Here is a 24,496-nt window from a genome sequence, read left to right as displayed (position 1 = left end):
CCCCCGGCGCGGTGTACCGCTGCTGGGCGGAGGCGGAGGACGCCCTGTTGCCGCGCTTCCCGGCGCCGGAGATCAAGGTGGCCGACCTGACCGCGTTCGCCTTGCAGGCGGCCTGCTGGGGGGATCCGGACGCGTCCGGACTGGCGCTCCTGGACCCGCCGCCGGGTGGGGCCATGGCGGCGGCGCGGTCGGTCCTGACGGCGGTCGGCGCGGTCGGCTCCACCGGTCGTGCCACGCCGCGGGGCATCCGGCTCTCCCGCCTCGGCCTCCATCCCCGCCTGGGTCGGGCGCTGCTCGACGCGGCCGGATCGGCGGCGGAGGACGCGGGGACAGGGCGCTCCGGTGGTGGCGGTGTTGGGCCCGAGGTCGTCGCCGAGGTGGTCGGGCTGCTCAGTGAGGAGGCGCCTCGGGAGTACGGGGACGAGCTGGTGTCCGTGCTGCGGGCCGCCCGGCGTGGGGGTGACGGCTACGCGGCGCGGTGGCGGGCGGAGGTGCGGCGGCTGCGGGGCGCCGTGGAGCCGGGGGACGGCCGGCGGGGGCTGCCGCTCGCCGAGGACGCCCTCGCCGGGTTGGTGGCCGCCCTGGCCTTTCCCGAGCGCGTGGCGAAGAAGGACGGCGGTACCTATCTGATGGTCTCCGGCACCCGGGCCGAGCTGCCCGAGGGGTCGGCGCTACGGGGTGCGCCGTGGATCGCCGTCGCCGTGGCCGACCGGCCGGTGGGCCGGGGCCACGCGCGCGTGCAGCTCGGTGCGGCCGTCGACGAGGAGACGGCGCGGCTCGCGGCGGGGGCGCTGCTGGCGGAGCGGGACGAGGTCCACTGGCGCGACGGCGACGTCGTGGCCCGGCGGGTGGAGCGGCTCGGCGCCGTGGAACTCGCGGTCCGGCCGCTCACCGGCGCCGACCCCGGTCTCGTACGGGGCGCGCTGCTCGAAGGGCTGCGGCAGGAAGGTCTGGGGCTGTTGCGCCGTACGGCCGACGCGGACGCGCTGCGCGCGCGGCTCGCGTTTCTGCGGCGGCGTCTCGGTGAGCCGTGGCCGGACGTCTCCGACGACGCCCTCCACGCGCGCGTGGACGAGTGGCTGGAGCCCGAGCTGGGCCGGGCCCGACGGCGGGCCGACCTGGGCCGGATCGACGCCGTGGAGGCGCTGGCGCGGCTGCTGCCCTGGGCGTCCGGGGAGGCGGCGCGGCTCGACGAACTCGCGCCCGAGCGCATCACGGTCCCCAGTGGGTCCAGGATCCGGATCGACTACGGCGACCCGGAACAGCCGGTCCTCGCGGTGAAGTTGCAGGAGATGTTCGGGTTGCAGCGGTCGCCCCGGATCGCCGGGGTGCCCCTGCTCGTCCATCTCCTCTCCCCCGCCGGACGCCCCGCCGCGGTGACGGCCGACCTGGCCTCCTTCTGGCGGGACGGCTACAAGGGCGTACGCGCGGAGCTGCGCGGCCGGTACCCGAAGCATCCGTGGCCCGAGGATCCCGCCACGGCGGAGCCGACCCGGTACACGAAGGCCCGGCTCGCGAAGTGACGCGCGATCCCGACCGGACGACGTGGGGCGCCCTCCGCCGTGGCGGAGGGCGCCCCACGTCGTCCGGTCGGGATCGCGCTTATGCCTTGGGCTCCGTGGAGGGGCTCGTGGACGGCTCGGTCGACGGCTCCGTGGACGGGTCGGGCGTCGGCTCGGCCGCCTCGGCGACCTTCAGCTGGACGTTGAGCGCGGCGCCGCCCGCCGTGGTGACGCGGAGCATGTACGTGCCGCTGGTGTCGTCGGCGTACAGCTTCGGCAGCTTCAGCATGCCCTTGGCGTCGGTCTTGAGGCCGGTCAGGGTGCGGACGGTCTTGCCGTCGGCGTCCTTGAAGTAGGGGCCCTTGTCGGCCTCCGTCGGGTCGAGCACCGACTTGACGAGCGTGGCGGTGACGGCGACCTTGTCCGCGGCGGCGCCCTTGTGCGTGGCCTTCACCTCGACCTGGTCCGCGAACTCGCCGCCCGGCGCGCAGGTCAGCTCGGTGTCGCCGACGCGGGCGAGGGCGTCGGCGACGCGTTCGGTGACCGTGGCCTTGTAGTCGAGGCCCACGGTGCGGCCGATGACGGTGGCGCGGACGGTGAAGGCACCGGTCTTCTCGCCCGCCACCAGCGCGGGCGCGACGGCCACGCCGGAGGCGTTGGTGGTGACCGCGGCGACCTTGTCACCGCCGGTGAAGGCGGTGTCCGTGTCGCCCAGCACGGTGAAGCGGACGCGTACCTTGCCGACGGCCTTTCCGGCCTTGGTCTCGGCGCGGGCGCTGAGCTTCTCGGCGAAGGTGTCGCCCGCGATCGCGGTGAGCCCGGTGGCGCCCGCGTTCTCCAGGTGGTGCACCGTGTCGGTGGGCGTGGGGGGCTGGGTGCCGGTGGGCGGCTCCGGTTCGGTCGGCGGCTTGGGGGTGGGTGAGCCGCTGCCGGGGTCCGACGGCTTGCCGGGCTCGGTCGGGCGGTTCGGCTTGTCGCTGCCGGGCGACGTGGAGCCGGAGGCGCCGGGTCGCGTCGTCGGGCTCGTCGCGCCGGGCGAGGGACCGGTGCCGGCACCGATCGGGTCGTCGCTGCGGCCCACCGGGAGGCTGCCGGTGCCGTCGGGGATCTCGTGGGTGCCCTTGCGGTAGTGCTCCAGCCAGGACAGGACCGTGTGCAGGTAGTCCTGCGAGTTGTTGTAGCTGAGGATCGCGCTCTTGAGGTCGGCCTCGTCGGAGAGGTCCCAGGTGAAGCGGCAGAGGTAGTGACCGGCGGCGAGCGCGGCGTCGTAGACGTTGTTGGGGTCGTCCTTGCCGTCGCCGTTGCCGTCCCGGCCCGCCCACGACCAGGTGGAGGGGATGAACTGCATGGGGCCCACGGCGTTGTCGTAGCTGCTGTTGCCGTCGTAGACGCCGTTGTCGGTGTCCTTGATGAGCGCGAAGCCGTTGCCGTCGAGCTGGGGCCCGATGATCTTGCCGATGGTGGTGCCCCGGGCGTCGACGCGGCCGCCGCGGGCCTGGCCGGACTCCACCTTGCCGATGGCCGCGAGGAGTTGCCAGGGCAGGTTGCAGCCGGGCTTGGCCTGGCGCACCGCCGCCTCGGCCTTCTTGTAGGCGTCCAGGACGGTGGCGGGTATGCCGGCCTCGGCGGCGGCCCGGGAATCGGGGGTGCCGATGGTGGGTGCGGGACTGGGGCTGTTGAGCGGCGGCAGGTCCGTGTAGTACGGCGAGTTGCCGGTCGCGCTCTCCTGGGAGGGTGTGTCGGACGTCGGCGCGTTGTCCGCGGTGGTCTGTCTGCCGTTGGCGTCGGCCGTCACGTCCGGGGCCTGGGACGCGGACAGGGCCGCGACCACGACCGCCGCCACGGTGGTGGTGACCGCCGCCTTGCGGAGCCTCCGGTCGAAATGCGCCGCCATAGAGTGAACCCCTCCCGTGGACGCCCGCGCGTCCCTCTCCGTCCGTGTCCGGCTGCGGTGTCCGGCCGCCGTGTCCGGCCACCGTGCCCGCCCGTTGTTTCCGCCCTGTTGTGACGATCGGTCCGCGCCGACGGTTGCACCGCAACCTTCCGGGCGCGGTGTCCGTCTGTTCGACCGGCACGGTGCCGCAGGCGACCCTACGGCAACTTGCTTTGCACGGGCACCCGTTCGCGCCCGATATTCACCGGTTGGCCATAAGAAGGAGTTCTGTTGCCGTTCACTCTCAGTCATGCCGCCGCCGTGCTGCCAGGAGTGCGGGGTGACGGGACGGGCCGTGGACGGCTGGTGCCTGCCGCGCTGGTGGCGGGGTCGTTCGCGCCCGACATGACCTATTACGCGGCGAGTTTCCTGCCCGAGGCGATGGAGTTCGGGGACGTCACGCACTCGTTTCCCGGTGTCTTCACGGTGGATGTGGCGGTGGCCTGGGCGCTGGTGGGGTTGTGGCTGCTGGTCCGCGAGCCGTTGGTGGCCCTGCTGCCGAAGGCCCACCAGGGACGCGTCGCGCCTCTGTTGCGCTGCGGGGCGCCACGCGCGCGTGTGCTGCCCCCACTGGTGGCGTGGTGGTACGTGTCGGCGGTGCTGGGGGCGCTGACGCACGTGGTGTGGGACGCGTTCACCCACCTCGACCGCTGGGGGATGCGGGTGTTCCCGGTGCTGGGCCGGGAGATCGCGGGCTCGCCGCTCTACTGGTACCTGCAGTACGGCGGTTCCGCGGTGGCCGCGGTCGTCATCGTCGTGTTCCTGACGCGGGCGCTGCGCCGGACGCCCCGGAGCGGGACGCCGGCGGTTCCGGTCCTCGCGGCCCGGGACCGGTGGTGGGCCGCGGCGCTCCTCGGCGGCTGCGCGGTGGCCGGGGCGGTGCGGCGGGCGACGCGGTGGTGGGACTACTGGGGTCACATGGCGAAGCCCTGGGAGCTGATCCCGACGGTGTGCTTCGGGGCGGGCGCGGGGCTGGTCCCGGCGCTGCTGCTGTACGCCGTGGCGGTCAGGGTGTGGCGTCCGGTCCCGGCTCCCACCAGCCGTGCCGGTACGGAGCCGGACCGCCGGGTCGCCCGCTGAGGGTGTCGGCGGTCGCGACGAACACGGTGAAGGTGCGTGCGGGGCGGGGCCGCGGCACCAGGGAGAGGGCCAGCGACAGGTAACTGCGCGCCAGGCCGGCCCACAGCCGCCAGGCCGGTGTCTCGGGAGGGACGACGGTCGCCGGGTCCCGGCGGGCGAGTCTGCGGCGGAGGCCGGTCGCGGTGCGGCGCAGGGCCGTGGTGAGGGTGGCGGGGATGCGGCCGGTACTCGCGCCTGGCGCGAGGGCCGGGACCGGTAGCAGTGGCACGCGGGCGGGTCCGTCTGTGCTTGCCCGTGCCGGTGTCGTCCGGTGGTGGAGCATGCGTATACCCATGCCCGCATCCTCACGGGAGACGAGCGCGGGCGGCGCATCCGCGGGGGCCACCAGAGTGACGGGCCCTCCGGGGGCCGGGGGCGTCGCGGGGTGCTGCGTCGGCACCGGTGTCGCCGCCGGGCGGCGGCGCCGAAATGGCGCCTTCCGGACGGCGAGCGAAGCAGGCCGGGGCCCCGGAGGAGCACACGCATCGCGCCGGTCGGAGATCCGCTGCCCGGCGGGGTGCCCGCCGTCCGCGCCGGCACGGGCCCCGGGCTGTGCCAGGCGGCGGCCGCCTCGCCCGGTGAGCCACCCGGGCCGGCATCCGGCGGGAGCCCTGGGAGGCGGGCGGACGGCCGACCGGGGGCGGGGCCGGGATCTCACGGACGCTGCGGCGAAGGTCCCGGCCGACCGGCCCCTCGCTGCCACTGCCGGTGCCACGGCGTAGGCGGACGGCCCGGCCAGGCGGAGGGCATTCGACTCCCCGCCCGGCGGCTCCCTGGACGGCGAAGCACCGGCCGGCTCCGGCGTCCTCGGGCCCACAGGGTGCCGAGGGGCCGCCACGCCGGGCGCGTGCGCACGAGCGTGGGTGCCCTCTCCGGCGCTCCTCACCACGCCCACCGCCGGAGGCCGGGGCACCGGGGAGCCGCCTCAGCGGGCGCGTGCAGTGGAAGGTCCTGGCCCGCGCTCCCCGACCCGCTTACCCCCGGAGGCCCATGCGCCGCCGGGCCCCAACGCATCCCGGCAGCCGCCACCGCCCGGCGCGTGCGGGCGGGTGGGCGCCCTGCCCCGCGCTCCCCCGACCCGCCGAACCGCCGGAGGCTAGTGCGCCGCCGACTCCCAGTCCGCTCCCGAGCCCACCGAGACGCCCAGGGGGACGCTGAGCCGGACCGCGTTCGCCATTTCACGGCGGACCAGTTCCTCCGCTGCCGCGCGCTCGCCGGGGGCGATCTCCAGGACGATTTCGTCGTGGACCTGGAGCAGCATGCGGGAGGAGAGACCGGCCTCGCGCAGCGCCTTGTCCACGTTGAGCATGGCGATCTTGACGATGTCGGCCGCGGTGCCCTGGATGGGGGCGTTGAGGGCCATGCGCTCGGCGGCCTCGCGACGCTGGCGGTTGTCGCTGTTGAGATCGGGCAGGTAGCGGCGGCGGCCGAAGAGGGTCGCCGTGTAGCCCGTCGCCCGTGCCTCGTCGACCACCCGGCGCAGGTAGTCCCGTACGCCGCCGAAGCGCTCGAAGTAGGCGTCCATCAGGCCGCGCGCCTCGGCCGCCTCGATGTTCAGCTGCTGGGAGAGGCCGAAGGCCGAGAGGCCGTACGCCAGGCCGTAGGACATGGCCTTGATCTTGCGGCGCATCTCCGCGTCCACGGCCGACTGCTCGACGGAGAAGACCTGCGCGGCGGCGGTGGTGTGCAGGTCCTCGCCCGAGGTGAACGCCTCGGTCAGGCCCGCGTCCTCGGACAGGTGGGCCATCACCCGCAGCTCGATCTGGCTGTAGTCGGCCGTCATCAGGGACTCGAAGCCCTCGCCGACCACGAAGCCGCGGCGGATGGCGCGGCCCTCGTCGGTGCGGACCGGGATGTTCTGCAGGTTCGGGTCCGTGGAGGAGAGGCGGCCGGTCGCTGCAACCGTCTGGTTGAACGTGGTGTGGATGCGGCCGTCCGCGGCGATCGTCTTGATCAGGCCCTCCACCGTGACGCGCAGCTTGGCCTGCTCGCGGTGGCGGAGCATGATCACCGGCAGTTCGTTGTCGGTCTGGGCCGCGAGCCAGGCCAGGGCGTCGGCGTCGGTGGTGTAGCCGGTCTTGGTCTTCTTGGTCTTGGGCAGGTTCAGCTCGCCGAAGAGGACCTCCTGGAGCTGCTTGGGCGAGCCCAGGTTGAACTCGCGTCCGGCCGCCGCGTGCGCCTCCTTCACCGCCTGCTGCACGGCGCCCGCGAACATCTGCTCCATGGCCTCCAGATGGGCCCGGTCGGCCGCGATGCCGTGCCGCTCCATGCGGGCCAGCAGCGCGGAGGTCGGCAGCTCCATGTCGCGCAGCAGGTCCGCGGCGCCGACGTCCGCCAGGCGGCCCTCGAACGCCTCGCCGAGGTCGAGGATCGCGCGGGCCTGCACCATCAGCGCCTCGGCCTCGGCGCCGTCGTCCGCGCCGAAGGCCAGCTGGCCGTCGGCCGCGGCGGCCGGGGCCAGCTCGCGGTGCAGGTACTCCAGGGACAGCGCGTCCAGGTCGAAGGAGCGGCGGCCCGGCTTGACCAGGTAGGCGGCGAGCGCGGTGTCCATGCCCACACCGGCGACGCTCCAGCCGTGTTCGGCGAAGACACGCATCGCGCCCTTGGCGTTGTGGAAGACCTTCGGCCGGTCCGCGTCGGACAGCCAGGCGGCGAACGCCGTCTCGTCGGCCTCGTCCAGCGCCGTCGGGTCGAACCAGGCGGCCTTTCCGTCGGCCGCGGCCAGCGCGACTTCGGCGACCGAGCCGGTGCCCAGGGCCCAGGTGTCGACGGTGGCGACGCCCAGGGGCTGTGCGCCGTGCCCGGTGAGCCAGCCGGCCACCTCGCCGGTGCCGAGCACCACGCCGTCCAGCTCGACACCGTCCGCCACGACAGGAGTGGCCTCGGCCTCCTCCGCGCCCGGGTCGACCGCGTAGAGCCGCTCGCGCAGGGACGGATTGCGGATCTCCAGGGTGTCCAGGATCATCGCGACGCCCTTGCGGTCGTACGCGGGCCGCTCCAGGTCGGTGACCGCCTTGGGCAGCTCGACCCGGCGCTCCAGCTCGGTGAGCCGGCGGTTGAGCTTGACGGACTCCAGGTGGTCGCGCAGGTTCTGTCCGGCCTTGCCCTTGACCTCGTCGACGCGCTCGACGAGGTCCGCGAAGGATCCGAACTGGTTGATCCACTTCGCGGCCGTCTTCTCGCCGACGCCCGGGATGCCCGGCAGGTTGTCGGACGGGTCGCCGCGCAGGGCGGCGAAGTCGGGGTACTGGGCGGGGGTCAGCCCGTACTTCTCGAAGACCTTCTCCGGCGTGAAGCGGGTCAGCTCGGAGACGCCCTTGGTCGGGTAGAGGACCGTGGTGTGCTCGCTGACCAGCTGGAAGGAGTCCCGGTCGCCGGTGACGATCAGCACGTCGAAGCCCTCGGCCTCGGCCTGCGTGGCGAGCGTGGCGATGACGTCGTCCGCCTCGAAGCCGTCGACGGCGAAGCGCGTCACGTGCATGGCGTCGAGCAGCTCGCCGATCAGCTCGACCTGGCCCTTGAACTCGTCGGGGGTCTTGGAGCGGTTCGCCTTGTACTCGGTGAACTCCTGCGACCGCCAGGTCTTGCGGGAGACGTCGAACGCCACCGCGAAGTGCGTGGGCGCCTCGTCACGCAGCGTGTTGGCCAGCATCGACGCGAATCCGTAGATCGCGTTGGTCGGCTGGCCCGTCGCGGTAGTGAAGTTCTCCGCGGGCAGCGCGAAGAACGCGCGGTAGGCCAGCGAGTGCCCGTCCATGAGCATCAGCCGCGGGCGGGCGCCGGAGGTGCTGTCGGTCTTCTTCGATGCTGTCTTCGCCACGACACCGATCCTGCCACGGACCACTGACAGTCGGTCCCGGCCGCGCCCGTCCACGCCGTGGGAGGCGGTGGTGCGCGCGAAGTCCGCGAACATCGCTCACGATCTCCGCCCGCCCCGGCCGGACGAGTTGTCGGCGGCGCGTGCGAGGATCGGAGACGTACCTCACACGCGTCAGCGAAGGAGCGCGCGATGGCCAGCAAGCCGCCCAAGGGTGATCCCGTCCAGGACGCGCCGCAGGTGACAGAGCCCCAGCACGCGGCGGCCGGCATCCCGGCCATCGGCCACACCCTGCGGATGGCGCAGCGGCAGATGGGCGTGAAGCGGACCGCGCTGACGCTGCTGAGCGTCAACCAGAAGGACGGCTTCGACTGCCCGGGCTGCGCCTGGCCCGAGCCGGACCACCGGCACAAGGCGGAGTTCTGCGAGAACGGCGCGAAGGCGGTGGCCGAGGAGGCCACCCTGCGCCGGGTCACCCCGGAGTTCTTCGCCGCGCACCCCGTGACCGACCTCGCCACCCGCAGCGGGTACTGGCTGGGCCAGCAGGGGCGGCTCACGCACCCGGTGTACCTCCCCGAGGGCGGCGACCACTACGAACCGGTCACCTGGGAGCGCGCCTTCGGCATCGTCGCGGAGGAGATCGCCGCCCTGGACTCCGCCGACGAGGCGGTCTTCTACACGTCGGGGCGTACGAGCAACGAGGCGGCGTTCCTCTACCAGCTCTTCGCGCGCGAGCTGGGCACGAACAACCTGCCCGACTGTTCCAACATGTGCCACGAGTCGTCCGGCTCCGCCCTGTCCGAGACCATCGGCATCGGCAAGGGCAGCGTCCTCCTGGAGGACCTGTACAAGTCCGACCTGATCATCGTGGCGGGGCAGAACCCGGGCACCAACCACCCGCGCATGCTCTCCGCCCTGGAGCGGGCCAAGGCGAACGGCGCGCGGATCATCAGCGTCAACCCGCTGCCCGAGGCCGGGCTGGAGCGCTTCAAGAACCCGCAGACCGCCAAGGGGCTCACCGCGGGCGCCGCGCTCACCGACCTGTTCCTGCAGATCCGCCTCGGCGGCGACCAGGCCCTGTTCCGGCTGCTGAACAAGCTGATCCTGGAGACCGAGGGCGCGGTCGACGAGGACTTCGTCGCGGAACACACGCACGGCTACGAGGAGTTCGCCGAGACCGCGCGGGCCGCCGACTGGGAGGAGACGCTGGCGGCCACCGGCCTCACCCGCGCGGAGATCGACGAGACGCTGCGCATGGTGCTCGCCTCCGAGCGCACCATCGTGTGCTGGGCGATGGGCCTGACCCAGCACAAGCACTCCGTGCCCACGATCCGCGAGGTCGTGAACTTCCTGCTGCTGCGCGGCAACATCGGCCGCCCGGGCGCGGGCGTCTGCCCGGTGCGCGGCCACTCCAACGTGCAGGGTGACCGCACGATGGGCATCTTCGAGCGGCCCGCGCCCGCGTTCCTGGACGCCCTGGAGAAGGAGTTCGGCTTCGCCCCGCCGCGCGAGCACGGCTACGACGTCGTACGGGCCATCCGCGCGCTCCGCGACGGGGAGGCGAAGGTCTTCTTCGCCATGGGCGGCAACTTCGTGTCGGCCTCGCCCGACACGGAGGTCACCGAGGCGGCCATGCGCCGGGCGCGCCTGACGGTGCACGTGTCGACGAAGCTGAACCGCTCGCACGCGGTCACCGGCGCGCGGGCGCTGATCCTGCCGACGCTGGGCCGCACCGAACGCGATCTCCAAGGGAGCGGCGAGCAGTTCGTCACCGTCGAGGACTCCATGGGCATGGTGCACGCCTCCCGGGGCCGGCTGGAGCCCGCGAGCGGGCAGTTGCTGTCCGAGCCGGCGATCGTGTGCCGCCTGGCGCGCCGGGTGCTGGGCGAGGACAGCCGGACACCGTGGGAGGAGTTCGAGAAGGACTACGCGACGATCCGCGACCGCATCGGGCGGGTCGTCCCGGGCTTCGAGGACTTCAACGCGCGCGTGGCGCACCCCGGGGGCTTCGCCCTCCCGCACGCCCCCCGCGACGAGCGCCGCTTCCCGACGGCCACCGGCAAGGCCAACTTCACCGCCGCGCCGGTCGAGTACCCGGAGCTGCCCGAGGGGCGGCTGCTGCTCCAGACACTGCGCTCGCACGACCAGTACAACACCACGATCTACGGCCTGGACGACCGCTACCGGGGCATCAGGAACGGCCGCAGGGTCGTCCTGGTCAACCCGGAGGACGCCCGGAGGCTGGACGTCGAGGACGGCTCGTACGTCGACCTGGTGAGCGAGTGGCGGGACGGGGTGGAGCGGCGGGCGCCCGGTTTCCGCGTGGTGCACTACCCGACGGCCCGGGGCTGCGCGGCGGCCTACTACCCGGAGACCAACGTGCTGGTGCCGCTGGACGCCACCGCGGACACCAGCAACACCCCGGCCAGCAAGTCCGTGGTCGTCCGTCTGGAACAATCGGCGACCGACTGAGCGTTTGCTCAGTCGAGCCGACGCCCCACCGGGCGGCCGGCGCGCCAGCCAGACGGAGCGACGAGACGGAGCCGGCCCATGGGCGAGCAGCATCAGACGCAGTTCCCGCAGGAAGTCATCGACGAGTACGCCGCGCTCGGCGTCGACCTGCCGGCGCTGTTCTCCGCCGGGCACCTGGGGACGCGCATGGGCGTCCAGATCGTCGAGGCGTCGCCCGAGAGGGTCGTCGGCACGATGCCGGTGGAGGGCAACACCCAGCCGTACGGGCTGCTGCACGGCGGCGCCTCGGCGGTGCTGGCCGAGACGCTCGGGTCGGTCGGTTCGATGCTGCACGGCGGCAGTTCCAAGATCGCCGTCGGTGTCGACCTGAACTGCACGCACCACCGCGGGGCCCGCTCCGGCCTGGTCACCGGGGTGGCCACGCCGGTGCACCGGGGCCGGTCGACGGCGACGTACGAGATCGTGATCAGCGACGAGCAGGACCGGCGGGTGTGCACCGCCCGTCTGACCTGCCTGCTGCGGGACGTGAACCCGGGCGACGCTCCGGCGAGCTGAGGCACCGGGGGCAGGGCCTCTCCGGCCGAGGCACTCGCGGCCCGGGCATTGCCCCCGGCCACGCGCCGTCCTAGCGTCGGGGCATGGGACGGGGAGAGGCCCCCTGGCCGGGGGTGGCGGCTCGGCGGTTCCTTCTCGGCGCCCTGCTGGCCGCCGCGGCGGTCTCGACCGTCTCCTGCGGCAACTCCGGTGACCAGGAGGCCGGTTCGGGAAGCAGCAGCGCGACGACGGAGCCGCCCTCCCCCACGGAAGCCTGCGCCGGCGCCGTCGGCCACTGGGCCCGCGAGCTGCTGGCCGGCGTCGAACCCTACGGCGACTACCAGTCGATGGGGCTGTCCAACCGTCAGTACCGCATCCTGCGCGAGGTCGTGGCGGCCGCGCGGGTCGCCGAGCGGGACCAGGGCGACCGCGCCGCCCGGGAGCTGATCGACCGCCACGTACGCGAGGCGTGCGAGGAGCAGTACGCCGGCGGCGGTCCGGCCGAGGGCCCGTGGCAGTGACGGGCGGCATCGGGCCCGTCGAGCCGGGCGAGGACACCCACGCCCGGGACGTGGCCCACACCCGCCCGCGCGGCCGTGTCGCCCGGTTCCGCGAGCGTCACCGCCGGACCGTTCTCACGACCGCCGCCACCCTCCTCCTGCTGCTCGGCGGCGGCGGCTACCTGTACGCCGACCGGACCCGGGAGCCGGCGGCCGATCCGCCGCCCTACCCCTCCCAGGCGGTCACGCTCGAATACCTGGACGCCGTGGACGGCCCGAGCGGGGCGAAGGGCGGCGGCTTCAGCTTCGCGGTGCGGCTGAGCGTCCGGTCGGGACCGCCCGTCACCGTGACCCGGATCGCCCAGCCCTCGGCCGGCCTCTCGGTCACCTCGTCGCCCGCGGCACCTTTCCAGACAAAGCCGCATTCCACCAGCAAGATCATTGTCACTCTGCGGGTGACGGAATGCGATAAAGCGCCCCGGAACCTCGGATTCCCTTTCTTGGATGTAACGCTGCGTAATGCGCGCGCAATACAAGCCCACAGTTTCATCCTGGGGGCACGCTATGCACGGCAGCTCTCCCAGGCACTTCAGGTCGCCTGCAGCAACGATTCACGGTAATCACCAAAACGGCCCAGACGCCTGAACACAGGCGGCGCGTCCTGCGGGTTCTCACCATGCGGACAGGGCGAATCGGCCTGAATTCCGCCCTTCTTCCCAGCCAGTACCGCTCTGCATTACCCGGTGTCATAACAAGAGCGTCACAGCATGAGTCAGACCCTCCTCCACGTTCCCCACACACGCTTAGAGTCACGGCCAGTCACCGCGCCGTCGGATTGTCACTTCGGCCCAGCGCTCGACTCGGCCGTCTCCACGGGGAAGCGGCTGTGCCAGGGAAAGGACTGATCGTGCGTCAACGTTCGCTCATCGCCATCACCGCCGCTCTGGCGGCGGGAGCGCTCACCCTCACCGCCTGCGGTTCGCGCGACGACGACGGCGGCTCGGACTCCGGAAGCGGCGGCGGCGGGACCACCGTCGTCATCGGCGTCGACGCCCCGCTGACCGGCGACCTGTCCGCGCTGGGCCTCGGCATCAAGAACTCGGTCGACCTCGCCGCGAAGACCGCCAACAAGGACAACTACGTCGACGGCGTCAAGTTCGAGATACAGGCGCTCGACGACCAGGGCCAGCCCTCGGTCGGCCAGCAGAACGCCACCAAGCTCGTCGCCAACGACGACGTCCTCGGTGTCGTGGGCCCGCTGAACTCCTCGGTCGGCGAGTCCATGCAGAAGGTCTTCGACACGGCCAAGCTGGTCGAGGTCTCCCCCGCCAACACCAACCCCGCGCTGACCCAGGGCGTGGACTGGCAGACCAAGCAGGTCCGGCCGTACAAGTCGTACTTCCGTACCGCGACCACGGACGCCATCCAGGGCCCGTTCGCCGCGCAGTACGTCTTCAACGACTCCAAGAAGAAGAAGGTCTTCGTCATCGACGACAAGAAGACCTACGGCGCCGGTCTGGCCGCCACCTTCACCGAGGAGTTCAAGAAGCTCGGCGGCCAGGTCGTCGGCACCGAGCACATCAACCCGGACACCAAGGACTTCAACGCCGTCGCCACCAAGGTGAAGAACTCCGGCGCCGACGTCGTCTACTACGGCGGCGAGTACCCGCAGGCCGGCCCGCTCAGCAAGCAGATCAAGGCGGCCGGCGCGAAGATCCCCGTGGTCGGCGGTGACGGCATCTACAGCGCCGACTTCATCAAGCTCGCCGGCGCCACCGGCAACGGCGACCTCGCGACCTCGGTCGGCGCGCCGGTCGAGGAGCTGCCCTCCGCCAAGGAGTTCGTGGCCAACTACAAGGCAGCGGGCTACAAGGAGGCCTACGAGGCGTACGGCGGCTACTCCTACGACTCCGGCTGGGCGATCATCGAGGCCGTCAAGAAGGTCGTCGAGGACAACGACGGGAAGCTTCCCGACGACGCCCGCGCCAAGGTCGTGGAGGCCATGCAGAACGTCTCCTTCGACGGTGTGACCGGCAAGGTCTCCTTCGACAAGTTCGGTGACGCGACGAACAAGCAGCTCACCGTGTACGCCGTCGAGAACGGTGCCTGGAAGTCGGTGAAGTCCGGCACCTACACCGGCTGATCAACCGCACCCACCACTGATCACGTGATCACGAGCCGCGCGGGGCGCCGTTCCAGGCGCCCCGCGCGGACTCGCATCCGGCCACATCCGTCGAAAGTTCCGAAAGTCTCGGAGGACATGCGGTGAACGAACTGCCGCAGCAGCTGGTCAACGGCCTGCTACTGGGATCCATGTACGGGTTGATCGCCATCGGCTACACAATGGTCTACGGCATCGTCCAGCTCATCAACTTCGCCCACGGCGAGATCTTCATGACCGGCGCCTTCGGCGCGCTCACGGTCTACATATACATTTTGCCCGACGGCACCTCCATGCTGATCGCGCTGCCCCTGATGCTCATGGGCGCCATGGTGGTCTCCGTCGCCGTCGCGGTCGGGGCGGAACGGTTCGCCTACCGGCCGTTGCGCGGCGCCCCCCGCCTCGCGCCCCTGATCACCGCGATCGGCCTCTCGCTCGCCCTCCAGCAGGCGGTGTGGGCCTGGTACCCGCACGCCAAGTCGGCGCGCACCTTCCCGCAGATCGACGGCGGCCCCTTCCACATCGGCAGCGTCACCCTCCAGACCGGCGACGTCTTCCTGCTCATCGCCGCCCCCGTCAGCATGGCGATCCTGGCCTACTTCGTGATGCGCACCCGCACCGGGCGCGGCATGCAGGCCACCGCCCAGGACCCGGACACGGCCAAGCTGATGGGCGTCAACACGGACCGCATCATCGTGGTCGCGTTCGCGCTCGGCGCCGTCTTCGCCGCCGTCGGCGCCGTGGCCAACGGCCTCAAGTACGGCCAGATCGACTTCAAGATGGGCTTCATCCTCGGCCTCAAGGCGTTCACCGCGGCCGTCCTCGGCGGTATCGGCAACATCTACGGCGCCATGATCGGCGGCGTCGTCCTCGGCATCGCCGAGACCCTGGCCACCGCCTACATCGCCGACATCCCCGGCCTGGACAAGTTCGGCAGCCAGTCCTGGGCCGACGTATGGGCCTTCATCCTCCTCATCCTCGTGCTGCTGTTCAGGCCGCAGGGCCTGCTCGGCGAACGCGTTGCGGACAGGGCGTGACACCGATGACCACACAGACCACAGCTCCGAAGACCTCCGGCGGCGTCGCCGGGGACGGCCCCTCCGGCCTCATCGGGATCCCCGCCCACCTCGGCCGCGCCCTCGCCACCGGCGGCGGCCTGCTCACCGTCGTCTCCACGTTCCTCGCCTGGACCTGGACCGCCGAGTTCCCCGGCGACCTCACGGTCTACGGCTACCCGGGCGGCCTCCAGGTGCTGGTGCTGATCGCCGGCGCCCTCACCACCCTGCTCGGCCTCGCCTCCTACGGCGTCCGGGGCCTGGGCTGGCTGGTGCCGGCCGGCGCGGACGCGGCCCTGAAGTTCGCCGCGCTCTCCGCCTTCGCCACCACCTGGTACACGGTCATCGCGATCAGCGCCCAGCTCGGCGGACTCGTCAACCTGGAGCCCGGCGCCTACGTCGCGGCCGCGGCCACCCTCGTCGCCCTCCTCGGCGCGCTGGCCCTGCCCTTCGAACGGCCGGAGCCCGACCCGTTCGACCCGGACGACACCGGCTGGGAGCAGTTCAAGCACCGCAGCTCGAACGGCTGGCAGAACGTCAAGGCGGCCTTCGCCTCCGGCACCCCGCGCACGCTGCGCGCCCTGCCCTCGTACGTCGAGATCCTGATCATCGTCGCCGTCCTCGCGGTCGCCCTGCTGGTCTTCACCTACGGCATCGGCACCGAGTACGACGAGCTGTTCGTGGGCTTCCTGATCACCGCGGGCCTCGGATTCGCCGCCCTCAACAAGGCCGGTCTGATCGCCCAGGCCACGCAGATCACCGCCCGGCACACGAACATCACGGTCTGCGGCGCGTTCATCGCGGCGGCCTGCTTCCCCTTCACCCAGACCGACGACCAGTACGCCACCCTCGGCGTCTACATCCTCATCTTCGCGACGGTCGCCCTCGGCCTGAACATCGTCGTCGGCCTCGCCGGCCTGCTCGACCTCGGGTACGTCGCCTTCCTCGGTGTCGGCGCGTACGCCGCCTCGATGGTCTCCGGCTCGCCCAGCTCCCCGTTCGACCTGCACCTGCCCTTCTGGGCCGCGGTCCTCGTGGGCGCCGCGGCCTCGCTGGTCTTCGGTGTCCTCATCGGCGCCCCGACCCTGCGGCTGCGCGGCGACTACCTCGCCATCGTGACGCTGGGCTTCGGCGAGATCTTCCGGATCACCGCCAACAACCTGGACGGCACCTCGGGACCGGACGTCACCAACGGCTCCAACGGCATCTCGTCCATCCCCGATCTCAACGTCCTCGGCTTCGACCTCGGCGTCCAGCACGACATCGGCGGATTCACCATCGGCCGGTTCGCCAACTACTTCTTCCTGATGCTCGTCATCACGGCCGTGGTCGTGCTCGTCTTCCGGCGCAGCGGCGACTCCCGGATCGGCCGCGCCTGGGTCGCCATCCGCGAGGACGAGACCGCGGCGCTCGCCATGGGCATCAACGGCTTCCGGGTGAAGCTGATCGCCTTCGCGGTCGGCGCCACCCTCGCGGGCCTCGCCGGCACCGTGCAGGCGCACGTCACCTACACCGTGACGCCCGAGCAGTACCTCTTCGCCGGCACCACCCCGCCCAACTCGGCGTTCCTGCTCGCCGCGGTCGTCCTCGGCGGCATGGGCACCATCGCGGGTCCGCTGATCGGCGCCTCGCTGCTCTTCCTGATCCCCAACAAGCTCCAGTTCCTCGGCGACTACCAGCTCTTCGCCTTCGGACTCGCGCTCGTCCTGCTCATGCGCTTCCGTCCGGAAGGTCTCATCGCCAACAGGCGGAACAAGCTGGAATTCCACGAAGAGGCCGAAGCGCCCACCACCCTGAGCAAGACAGGGGCCTGACCACCATGACCACCGACACCACCACCAGGGACACCGCCCCGGGCGCCCCCGCCCCCGGCACCACCGTCCTCGACGCGCGCGGCGTCACCATGCGCTTCGGCGGACTGACCGCGGTCAACAACGTCGACCTCACCGTCAACAGCGGGGAGATCGTCGGTCTGATCGGCCCCAACGGCGCCGGCAAGACCACCTTCTTCAACTGCCTGACCGGCCTCTACATCCCGACCGAGGGCGAGGTCCGGTACAAGGACAAGGTCCTGCCGGCCAAGTCCTTCAAGGTCACCGCCGCCGGCATCGCCCGCACCTTCCAGAACATCCGTCTGTTCGCCAACATGACGGTCCTGGAGAACGTCCTCGTCGGCCGCCACACGCGGACCAAGGAGGGCTTCTGGTCGGCCGTCCTGCGCGGGCCGGGCTTCCACAAGGCGGAGAAGGCCTCCCGCGAACGCGCCGAGGAGCTGCTGGAGTTCGTGGGCCTGGCGAGCAAGGCCGACCACCTCGCGCGGAACCTGCCCTACGGCGAGCAGCGCAAGCTGGAGATCGCCCGGGCCCTCGCCAGCGAGCCGGGGCTGCTGCTCCTGGACGAGCCCACGGCCGGCATGAACCCCCAGGAGACGCGGGCCACCGAGGAACTGGTCTTCGCCATCCGCGACAAGGGCATCGCGGTCCTCGTCATCGAGCACGACATGCGGTTCATCTTCAACCTCTGCGACCGCGTCGCCGTCCTCGTGCAGGGCCAGAAGCTCGTCGAGGGCGACAGCGCGACCGTCCAGGGCGACGAGCGCGTCATCGCCGCCTACCTCGGCGAACCCCTGGAGAACGACCCCGGTGCCGCGGAGGCCGCCGAGGTGGAGGCCGCCGAGGCGGCCCAGGCCGACGCCTCCTCGGACACCTCGGCCGGCAAGGAGAACGACCGATGACCGCACTGCTCGAGGTCGAGGACCTCCGCGTCGCCTACGGCAAGATCGAGGCCGTGAAGGGCATCTCCTTCAAGGTCGACGCCGGTGAGGTGGTCACCCTCATCGGCACCAACGGCGCCGGCAAGACCACCACCCTGCGCACGCTGTCGGGCCTGCTGAAGCCCGTCGGCGGTCAGATCAAGTTCGGGGGCAAGTCGCTCAAGAAGGTACCGGCGCACCAGATCGTCTCCATGGGGCTCGCCCACTCGCCCGAGGGGCGGCACATCTTCCCCCGCATGACGATCGAGGACAATCTCCGCCTCGGCGCCTTCCTGCGCAGCGACCGCGCGGGCATCGAGAAGGACATCCAGCGCGCCTACGACCTGTTCCCGATACTCGGCGAACGCCGGAAGCAGGCGGCGGGCACCCTGTCCGGCGGTGAGCAGCAGATGCTCGCCATGGGCCGCGCCCTGATGTCCCAGCCCAAGCTGCTCATGCTCGACGAGCCCTCCATGGGCCTCTCCCCGATCATGATGCAGAAGATCATGCAGACGATCGCCGAGCTGAAGTCCCAGGGCACCACCATCCTGCTCGTCGAGCAGAACGCCCAGGCGGCGCTGTCCCTGGCCGACCACGGCCATGTGATGGAGGTCGGCAGCATCGTCCTGTCCGGCAGCGGGCGGGACCTGCTGCACGACGAGTCGGTCCGCAAGGCCTACCTCGGCGAGGACTGATCCCCCGCGCGAAAGCGAGAGGCCCGCGCCCCCTCGGGGGTGCGGGCCTCTCGCGGGTCCGGGGTGTCAGCCCTTGGCCGCCTTCTTCTCGTCGGCGTCCTGGATGACCGCCTCGGCCACCTGCTGCATCGACATCCGCCGGTCCATGGAGGTCTTCTGGATCCAGCGGAAGGCGGCCGGCTCGGTCAGGCCGTACTCCGTCTGGAGCACCGACTTGGCCCGGTCCACCAGCTTCCGCGTCTCCAGGCGCTGGCTGAGGTCGGCGACCTCCTTCTCCAGCTCCTTCAGCTCCGTGAACCGCGAGACGGCCATCTCGATCGCCGGAACGACGTCGCTCTTGCTGAACGGCTTCACGAGGTACGCCATGGCGCCGGCGTCCCGGGCCCGCTCCACCAGGTCGCGCTGGGAGAACGCGGTGAGCATCAGCACCGGCGCGATGCTCTCCTCGGCGATCTTCTCGGCCGCGGAGATGCCGTCCAGCTTGGGCATCTTGACGTCGAGGATCACCAGGTCCGGCCGGTGCTCGCGGGCCAGCTCCACGGCCTGCTCCCCGTCCCCGGCCTCGCCGACGACGGAGTAACCCTCCTCCTCCAGCATCTCTTTGAGGTCCAGCCGGATCAGCGCCTCGTCCTCGGCGATGACGACACGGGTCGTCAGCGGAGGCACGTGCGACTTGTCGTCGTCGGGCACGTCTACGGGCTGGGGCGACTCGGGGGAGGTCACGTGAGCTCCTAGTTCGGGGCAGGGGTACCGCTGACAAGAGCCTACCTAGCTCCTGTATCTTTGAGTCACCGAGGGGCTACACTGACCTTCGGTTCGAAGAGGCTCCGGTAGTCCAATCGGCAGAGACGATGCCCTCAAAAGGCATTCAGTGTGGGTTCGAGTCCCACCCGGGGCACTTTACCTTCATTTCGAAGGCATCCCTCAGATCCGCCGAGGCACCCGTTCAGCGGTCGTCCTCCCCGATGTGATGCACCCGCACCAGGTTCGTCGTACCCGAGACCCCGGGCGGTGAGCCCGCCGTGATGACCACGACGTCACCCTTCTGGCAGCGGCCGTACCTGGTGAGCAGCTCGTCCACCTGGTCGACCATCGCGTCAGTGGAGTCCACGTGCGGACCCAGGAAGGTCTCCACCCCCCAGGTCAGGCTCAGCTGCGAGCGGGTGGCCGGCTCCGGGGTGAAGGCGAGCAGCGGGATGGGCGAGCGGTAGCGGGACAGGCGGCGGACGGTGTCGCCGGACTGGGTGAAGGCCACCAGGAACTTCGCGCCGAGGAAGTCGCCCATCTCCGCCGCGGCCCGGGCCACGGCGCCGCCCTGGGTGCGGGGCTTGTTGCGCTCGGTCAGCGGGGGCAGGCCCTTGGCCAGGATGTCCTCCTCCGCCGCCTCGACGATCCGGGCCATGGTGCGCACCGTGTCGGTCGCGTGCTTGCCGACGCTCGTCTCGCCGGAGAGCATCACCGCGTCGGTGCCGTCGATGACCGCGTTGGCGACGTCGGAGGCCTCCGCGCGGGTGGGACGGGCGTTGTCGATCATCGAGTCGAGCATCTGGGTGGCGACGATCACCGGCTTGGCGTTGCGCTTCGCCAGCTTGATCGCGCGCTTCTGGACGATCGGCACCTGCTCCAGGGGCATCTCGACGCCGAGGTCGCCGCGGGCCACCATGATGCCGTCGAAGGCCGCGACGATGCCCTCGATGTCCTCCACGGCCTGCGGCTTCTCGACCTTGGCGATGACGGGCAGGCGGCGGCCCTCCTCGTCCATGATGCGGTGCACGTCGAGGATGTCCCGCCCGCTGCGCACGAAGGACAGCGCGATCACGTCGAAGCCGTTGCGCAGGGCCCAGCGCAGGTCGTCCTCGTCCTTCTTCGACAGCGCGGGGACGGACACCGCGACGCCCGGGAGGTTGAGGCCCTTGTGGTCGGAGACCATGCCGCCCTCGATCACCGTCGTGCGGACGCGGGGCCCGTCGACGCCGGTGACCTCCAGGCAGACCTTTCCGTCGTCGACGAGGACACGCTCACCGGGGGTGACGTCGGCGGCGAGGCCGGCGTAGGTGGTGCCGCAGGTGTGGCGGTCGCCCTCGACGCCCTCCTCGACGGTGATGGTGAAGGTGTCGCCGCGTTCAAGGAGTACGGGGCCCTCACCGAAGTGGCCGAGGCGGATCTTCGGGCCCTGAAGGTCGGCGAGGGTGCCGACGCTGCGGCCGGTCTCGTCGGACGCCTTCCGGACACGGCGGTAGCGCTCTTCGTGTTCGGCGTGGGTGCCGTGACTGAAATTGAAGCGGGCGATGTCCATTCCGGCGTCGACCAGGTCCTTGATCTGGTCGTACGAGTCGGTGGCGGGCCCAAGAGTGCAGACGATCTTTGCTCGGCGCATGGGTCGAGCCTATGACTTACCGGCCAGTAGCGAATTGGCCACGTATGACCACTCAACAACCTTTGAGTAAAGGGTTATTGACAAGTGTTGAATTGTGCGCCGAGGCGCTCCGATGAGCATTCCGGGCGGTTCTTATTACGCCTTTCGGGCAATTGAACGACCCACTGTTGACAGGCGAGGTGATCACGCAGGAATCTACGCGCGTTGTTGGTGCCGTGCCGTCGAGGAGATCCCGTCATGCCGTTCAACCGCCGGAAGTTCCTGAGCAGGTCCGCAGTGACGGGAGCGGGGGTGGCGCTGGCCGGTGCGGCGGCGGCTCCGGCGGCCGAGGCGGCGCCCGCCGCACCCCGGGGCCGCAGGCGCCCCAAGCGGTACGCGCTGACCGTGCTGGGCACCACCGACCTGCACGGACACGTCTTCAACTGGGACTACTTCAAGGACGCCGAGTACACGGACGCGGCGGGCAACGCGCAGGGGCTGGCGCGCATCTCGGCCCTGGTGGACCAGGTACGCGAGGAGAAGGGCCGCCGCAACACGCTGCTCCTCGACGCGGGCGACACCATCCAGGGCACCCCGCTGACGTACTACTACGCGAAGGTGGACCCGATCACCGCCAAGGGCGGCCCGGTGCACCCGATGGCCCAGGCGATGAACGCCATCGGCTACGACGCGGTGGCGCTCGGCAACCACGAGTTCAACTACGGCATCGAGACGCTGCGGAAGTTCGAGGAGCAGTGCGACTTCCCGCTGCTCGGCGCGAACGCGGTCGACGCGATGACGTTGAGGCCCGCCTTCCCGCCGTACTTCATGAAGACCTTCCGGGTGAAGGGCGCGCCGCCGGTGAAGGTGGCGGTGCTGGGCCTGACCAACCCCGGCATCGCGATCTGGGACAGAGCGTACGTGCAGGGCAAGCTCGCCTTCCCGGGGCTGGAGGAGCAGGCGGCGAAGTGGGTGCCGAAGCTCCGCTCGATGGGCGCCGACGTGGTGGTGGTCTCGGCGCACTCCGGCTCCTCGGGCACGTCCTCCTACGGAGACCAGCTCCCGTACGTCGAGAACGCGGCGGCCAACGTGGCCAAGCAGGTGCCCGGCATCGACGCGATCCTCGTCGGGCACGCGCACCAGGAGATCGCGGAGCTGAAGGTCGTCAACGACAGCACCGGGAAGACCGTCGTCCTCTCGGAGCCGCTGTGCTACGCCGAGCGGCTCACCCTCTTCGACTTCGAGCTGGTATTCGAACGCGGACGGTGGCACGTGGAGTCGGTGAAGGCGTCGCTGCGGAACACCAACACGGTCGCCGACGACCCGGGGGTCACCCGGCTGCTGACCGACGAGCACGCGAAGGTCGTGGCGTACGTCAACCAGGTCGTCGGCACCGCCACCGAGGCGCTGACGACGGTGGAGGCACGGTACAAGGACGCCCCGATCATCGACCTGATCACCAAGGTGCAGGAGGACGTGGTCAAGGAGGCGCTGGCGGGCACCGAGTACGCGTCGCTGCCGGTACTGGCGCAGGCGTCGCCGTTCTCCCGGACCTCCGAGATCCCGGCCGGCGACGTGACCATCCGGGACCTGTCGAGCCTGTACGTGTACGACAACACGCTGGTCGCGAAGGTGCTGACGGGCGCGCAGGTGCGGGCCTACCTGGAGTACTCGGCGGAGTACTACGTCCAGACGGCCGCCGGTGCCCCCGTGGACGTGGACAAGCTGACCAACGCGGGCGGCCGCCCGGACTACAACTACGACTACGTGTCGGGGCTGACGTACGAGATCGACATCGCGCAGGCGGCCGGGTCGCGGATCAGGAACCTCGCCCACGGCGGTGCGCCGCTCGCCGACGACCAGCAGTTCGTGCTGGCCGTGAACAACTACCGGGCCAACGGCGGCGGTGCCTTCCCGCACGTGGCGTCGGCCAAGGAGGTGTGGGCGGAGTCGACGGAGATCCGCACGCGCATCGCCGAGTGGGTGACGGCGAAGGGCGTGCTGGACCCGGACGACTTCGCGTCCGTGGACTGGTCGCTGACGCGGGACGGCACGCCGGTGTTCTGATCCGGGTCCGCCGGGCGGTCCTCAGACGCCGTCCGCCAGGGGGATGAGCGTCCGGGGGCGGCGCGCGGACGGGATCTGCGGGTGTCCGCTCTCCAGGCCGAAGGTGGTGAAGGCGGTGCGGCCGGGCAGGGGGTACGGCTCCTGCCCGGTCAGGTCGTTGAGGATGGTCGCGCTGCGCCAGGCGGCGAGGCCGAGGTCGGGGGCGCCCACGCCGTGGGTGTGGGTCTCGGCGTTCTGGACGTAGACGAAGCCGCCGACGGAGGGGTCGAGGAGGAGGCGGAACCGGTCGTCGACGCGGGGGCGTTCGCTGCCGTCGCGGCGCATGTAGGGGTCGAGGCCGGCGAGGACGCGGCCGAGGGGGCGCTCGCGGTATCCGGTGGCGAGGACGACGGCGTCGGTGGTGAGGCGGGTGCGGGTCTTCTGCTGGGCGTGCTCCAGGTGGAGTTCGATCCTGGTGGTGGCGACGCGTCCGGCGGTGCGGACGTGCACACCGGGGGTGAGGACGGTGTCGGGCCAGCCGCCGTCGAGGGTGCGGCGGTACAGCTCGTCGTGGATGTCGGCGGCCGTGTCCGCGTCGATGCCCTTGTGCAGCTGCCACTGGGAGGCGACGAGGCGGTCGCGGACCTGCTCGGCCAGGCCGTGGAAGTAGCGGGTGTAGTCGGGGGTGAAGTGCTCCAGGCCGAGCTTGGAGTACTCCATAGGGGCGAACGCCTCGCTGCGGCCCAGCCAGTGCAGCCGCTCGCGGCCGGCGGGCCGGTGGCGGAGCAGGTCCAGGAAGATCTCCGCGCCGGACTGGCCGGTGCCGATGACGGTGACGTGCCCGGCGGCGAGGAGCGCGTCACGGTGGTCGAGGTAGTCGGCGGCGTGCAGGACGGGCACGCCGGGCGCGTCGACGAGGGGGCGCAGCGGGTCCGGGACGTCGGGCTCGGTGCCGACGCCGAGGACGACGTTGCGGGTGTGGGTGCGGCCGAGGGCCTCGGCCTCGCCCTCCGCGTCGAGCTGGGTGTAGTCGACCTCGAACAGCTCGCGCTCGGGGTTCCAGCGGACGGCGTCGACCTGGTGGTGGAAGCGGAGCGAGGGCAGGCTCTCGGCGACCCAGCGGCAGTAGGCGTCGTACTCGGCGCGCCGGATGTGGAAGCGCTCGGCGAAGTAGAAGGGGAACAGGCGGTCTCTGGCCTTGAGGTGGTTGAGGAAGGTCCAGGGACTCGCCGGGTCGGCGAGGGTGACCAGGTCGGCGAGGAAGGGCACCTGGACGCGCGCGCCGTCGATGAGCAGTCCGGGGTGCCAGTGGAAGGCGGGTCGCTGGTCGTAGAACACGGCGTCGAGCCCGGCGAGGGGGTCGGCGAGCGCCGCGAGGGAGAGGTTGAAGGGGCCGATACCGATGCCCACGAGGTCGCGGGGGGCGTCGGACGCGGTGGAGTTCATCGCGGAGCGGGTCCTTTCGGGGAGTTCTGCACGGGGGTGCGGAGCGCGGACGGCTCGGCGGGCCGGGCACGGAGCGTGGGCGGGGCAGCCGTGAGCCGTGGCCGGCGG

At 71.4% G+C, this 24,496-nt stretch carries 18 protein-coding genes and 1 tRNA gene; 13 read left to right on the top strand and 6 right to left on the bottom strand.

All coding sequences use genetic code 11. The features are described 5' to 3' along the window. Positions 1 to 1,523, top strand: a 1,523-nt coding sequence (locus DMH12_RS23490) for an ATP-dependent helicase C-terminal domain-containing protein (protein WP_312023969.1), incomplete at its 5' end; no start/stop codon positions are given. Between the two features lie 79 nt (positions 1,524 to 1,602). On the opposite strand, the gene DMH12_RS23485 is transcribed toward DMH12_RS23490, so the two are convergent. Continuing rightward, positions 1,603 to 3,396, bottom strand: a complete 1,794-nt coding sequence (locus tag DMH12_RS23485) for a lytic transglycosylase domain-containing protein (RefSeq protein ID WP_125493459.1) — start codon at positions 3,394 to 3,396, stop codon at positions 1,603 to 1,605. A gap of 270 nt (positions 3,397 to 3,666) precedes the next feature. On the opposite strand from DMH12_RS23485, the gene DMH12_RS23480 reads away from it, so the two are divergent. Continuing rightward, the gene (locus DMH12_RS23480; RefSeq protein WP_125493458.1) at positions 3,667 to 4,515 is read left to right on the top strand and encodes a DUF4184 family protein; all 849 of its coding nucleotides are present in this window, start codon (positions 3,667 to 3,669) and stop codon (positions 4,513 to 4,515) included. Here the strand turns inward: DMH12_RS23480 and DMH12_RS23475 are convergent. Continuing rightward, positions 4,442 to 4,783 (bottom strand): hypothetical protein, encoded by a 342-nt coding sequence (locus tag DMH12_RS23475; protein WP_399188453.1) that lies wholly within the window; start codon positions 4,781 to 4,783, stop codon positions 4,442 to 4,444. The two genes, DMH12_RS23480 and DMH12_RS23475, sit on opposite strands and share 74 nt — an antisense overlap. An 867-nt stretch (positions 4,784 to 5,650) precedes the next feature. Next, entirely contained in the window at positions 5,651 to 8,374 is a 2,724-nt protein-coding gene (gene polA, locus DMH12_RS23470; protein ID WP_125493457.1) for a DNA polymerase I, read from the bottom strand. Positions 8,375 to 8,563: 189 nt separating this feature from the next. Between polA and DMH12_RS23465 the strand changes: the two genes are divergently transcribed. The 9 genes from DMH12_RS23465 (at position 8,564) to DMH12_RS23425 (ending at position 18,540) form a co-directional block, all read left to right on the top strand. After that, entirely contained in the window at positions 8,564 to 10,843 is a 2,280-nt protein-coding gene (locus tag DMH12_RS23465) for an FdhF/YdeP family oxidoreductase (RefSeq protein ID WP_125493456.1), read from the top strand. A 78-nt stretch (positions 10,844 to 10,921) separates the two neighbouring features. Then, on the top strand, positions 10,922 to 11,398 hold the full coding sequence (locus tag DMH12_RS23460) for a PaaI family thioesterase (protein ID WP_125493455.1): 477 nt from the start codon (positions 10,922 to 10,924) through the stop codon (positions 11,396 to 11,398). 83 nt (positions 11,399 to 11,481) lie between these two features. Next, positions 11,482 to 11,898, top strand: coding sequence for a hypothetical protein (locus DMH12_RS23455; protein WP_125493454.1), 417 nt, complete (start codon positions 11,482 to 11,484; stop codon positions 11,896 to 11,898). Beyond that, a complete protein-coding gene (locus tag DMH12_RS23450) occupies positions 11,895 to 12,497 on the top strand; it encodes a Tat pathway signal sequence domain protein (protein ID WP_125493453.1) in 603 nt (200 codons plus the stop codon). The genes DMH12_RS23455 and DMH12_RS23450 overlap by 4 nt, the downstream gene beginning before the upstream one ends. A 287-nt stretch (positions 12,498 to 12,784) precedes the next feature. Next, positions 12,785 to 14,020 carry a branched-chain amino acid ABC transporter substrate-binding protein gene (locus DMH12_RS23445; protein WP_185832490.1) on the top strand — a complete coding sequence of 412 codons (1,236 nt, stop codon included), beginning with the start codon at positions 12,785 to 12,787 and terminating at the stop codon, positions 14,018 to 14,020. Between the two features lie 122 nt (positions 14,021 to 14,142). Next, complete coding sequence (locus tag DMH12_RS23440) at positions 14,143 to 15,075, top strand: branched-chain amino acid ABC transporter permease (RefSeq protein WP_064727365.1); 933 nt, start codon at positions 14,143 to 14,145, stop codon at positions 15,073 to 15,075. Positions 15,076 to 15,080: 5 nt separating this feature from the next. After that, positions 15,081 to 16,907 (top strand): branched-chain amino acid ABC transporter permease, encoded by a 1,827-nt coding sequence (locus DMH12_RS23435; protein ID WP_125493451.1) that lies wholly within the window; start codon positions 15,081 to 15,083, stop codon positions 16,905 to 16,907. 5 nt (positions 16,908 to 16,912) lie between these two features. Continuing rightward, complete coding sequence (locus DMH12_RS40320; protein ID WP_125493450.1) at positions 16,913 to 17,827, top strand: ABC transporter ATP-binding protein; 915 nt, start codon at positions 16,913 to 16,915, stop codon at positions 17,825 to 17,827. Next, complete coding sequence (locus DMH12_RS23425) at positions 17,824 to 18,540, top strand: ABC transporter ATP-binding protein (RefSeq protein ID WP_125493449.1); 717 nt, start codon at positions 17,824 to 17,826, stop codon at positions 18,538 to 18,540. The genes DMH12_RS40320 and DMH12_RS23425 overlap by 4 nt, the downstream gene beginning before the upstream one ends. A gap of 66 nt (positions 18,541 to 18,606) precedes the next feature. On the opposite strand, the gene DMH12_RS23420 is transcribed toward DMH12_RS23425, so the two are convergent. Then, positions 18,607 to 19,263, bottom strand: coding sequence for an ANTAR domain-containing response regulator (locus DMH12_RS23420; protein WP_122615019.1), 657 nt, complete (start codon positions 19,261 to 19,263; stop codon positions 18,607 to 18,609). A gap of 101 nt (positions 19,264 to 19,364) precedes the next feature. On the opposite strand from DMH12_RS23420, the gene DMH12_RS23415 reads away from it, so the two are divergent. Next, a tRNA-Leu gene (locus tag DMH12_RS23415) sits at positions 19,365 to 19,438 on the top strand. Positions 19,439 to 19,486: 48 nt separating this feature from the next. On the opposite strand, the gene pyk is transcribed toward DMH12_RS23415, so the two are convergent. Further along, positions 19,487 to 20,917, bottom strand: a complete 1,431-nt coding sequence (gene pyk / locus DMH12_RS23410) for a pyruvate kinase (RefSeq protein WP_125493448.1) — start codon at positions 20,915 to 20,917, stop codon at positions 19,487 to 19,489. A 237-nt stretch (positions 20,918 to 21,154) separates the two neighbouring features. Between pyk and DMH12_RS23405 the strand changes: the two genes are divergently transcribed. Next, positions 21,155 to 22,963, top strand: a complete 1,809-nt coding sequence (locus tag DMH12_RS23405; protein ID WP_125493447.1) for a bifunctional UDP-sugar hydrolase/5'-nucleotidase — start codon at positions 21,155 to 21,157, stop codon at positions 22,961 to 22,963. Between the two features lie 21 nt (positions 22,964 to 22,984). Here DMH12_RS23405 and DMH12_RS23400 read toward each other — a convergent pair whose 3' ends face one another. Then, positions 22,985 to 24,388, bottom strand: coding sequence for a lysine N(6)-hydroxylase/L-ornithine N(5)-oxygenase family protein (locus DMH12_RS23400; RefSeq protein WP_125493446.1), 1,404 nt, complete (start codon positions 24,386 to 24,388; stop codon positions 22,985 to 22,987). Between the last annotated feature and the right edge of the window lie 108 nt (positions 24,389 to 24,496).

This window comes from Streptomyces sp. WAC 04229 (assembly GCF_003947455.1).
GTDB lineage: Bacteria > Actinomycetota > Actinomycetes > Streptomycetales > Streptomycetaceae > Streptomyces.
The sequence above is the reverse complement of the archived record's forward strand: the minus strand, read 5'-3'. Positions and strand labels throughout refer to the sequence as shown.

What these genes read in the sequence shown, in the direction of transcription:
- DMH12_RS23485 (WP_125493459.1), bottom strand. Translation starts at nt 3,396, where the DNA reads ATGGCGGCGCATTTCGACCGGAGGCTCCGCAAGGCGGCGGTCACCACC.
- DMH12_RS23465 (WP_125493456.1), top strand. Translation starts at nt 8,564, where the DNA reads ATGGCCAGCAAGCCGCCCAAGGGTGATCCCGTCCAGGACGCGCCGCAG.
- DMH12_RS23460 (WP_125493455.1), top strand. Translation starts at nt 10,922, where the DNA reads ATGGGCGAGCAGCATCAGACGCAGTTCCCGCAGGAAGTCATCGACGAG.
- DMH12_RS23455 (WP_125493454.1), top strand. Translation starts at nt 11,482, where the DNA reads ATGGGACGGGGAGAGGCCCCCTGGCCGGGGGTGGCGGCTCGGCGGTTC.
- DMH12_RS23435 (WP_125493451.1), top strand. Translation starts at nt 15,081, where the DNA reads ATGACCACACAGACCACAGCTCCGAAGACCTCCGGCGGCGTCGCCGGG.
- DMH12_RS40320 (WP_125493450.1), top strand. Translation starts at nt 16,913, where the DNA reads ATGACCACCGACACCACCACCAGGGACACCGCCCCGGGCGCCCCCGCC.
- DMH12_RS23425 (WP_125493449.1), top strand. Translation starts at nt 17,824, where the DNA reads ATGACCGCACTGCTCGAGGTCGAGGACCTCCGCGTCGCCTACGGCAAG.
- pyk (WP_125493448.1), bottom strand. Translation starts at nt 20,917, where the DNA reads ATGCGCCGAGCAAAGATCGTCTGCACTCTTGGGCCCGCCACCGACTCG.
- DMH12_RS23405 (WP_125493447.1), top strand. Translation starts at nt 21,155, where the DNA reads ATGCCGTTCAACCGCCGGAAGTTCCTGAGCAGGTCCGCAGTGACGGGA.
- DMH12_RS23400 (WP_125493446.1), bottom strand. Translation starts at nt 24,388, where the DNA reads ATGAACTCCACCGCGTCCGACGCCCCCCGCGACCTCGTGGGCATCGGT.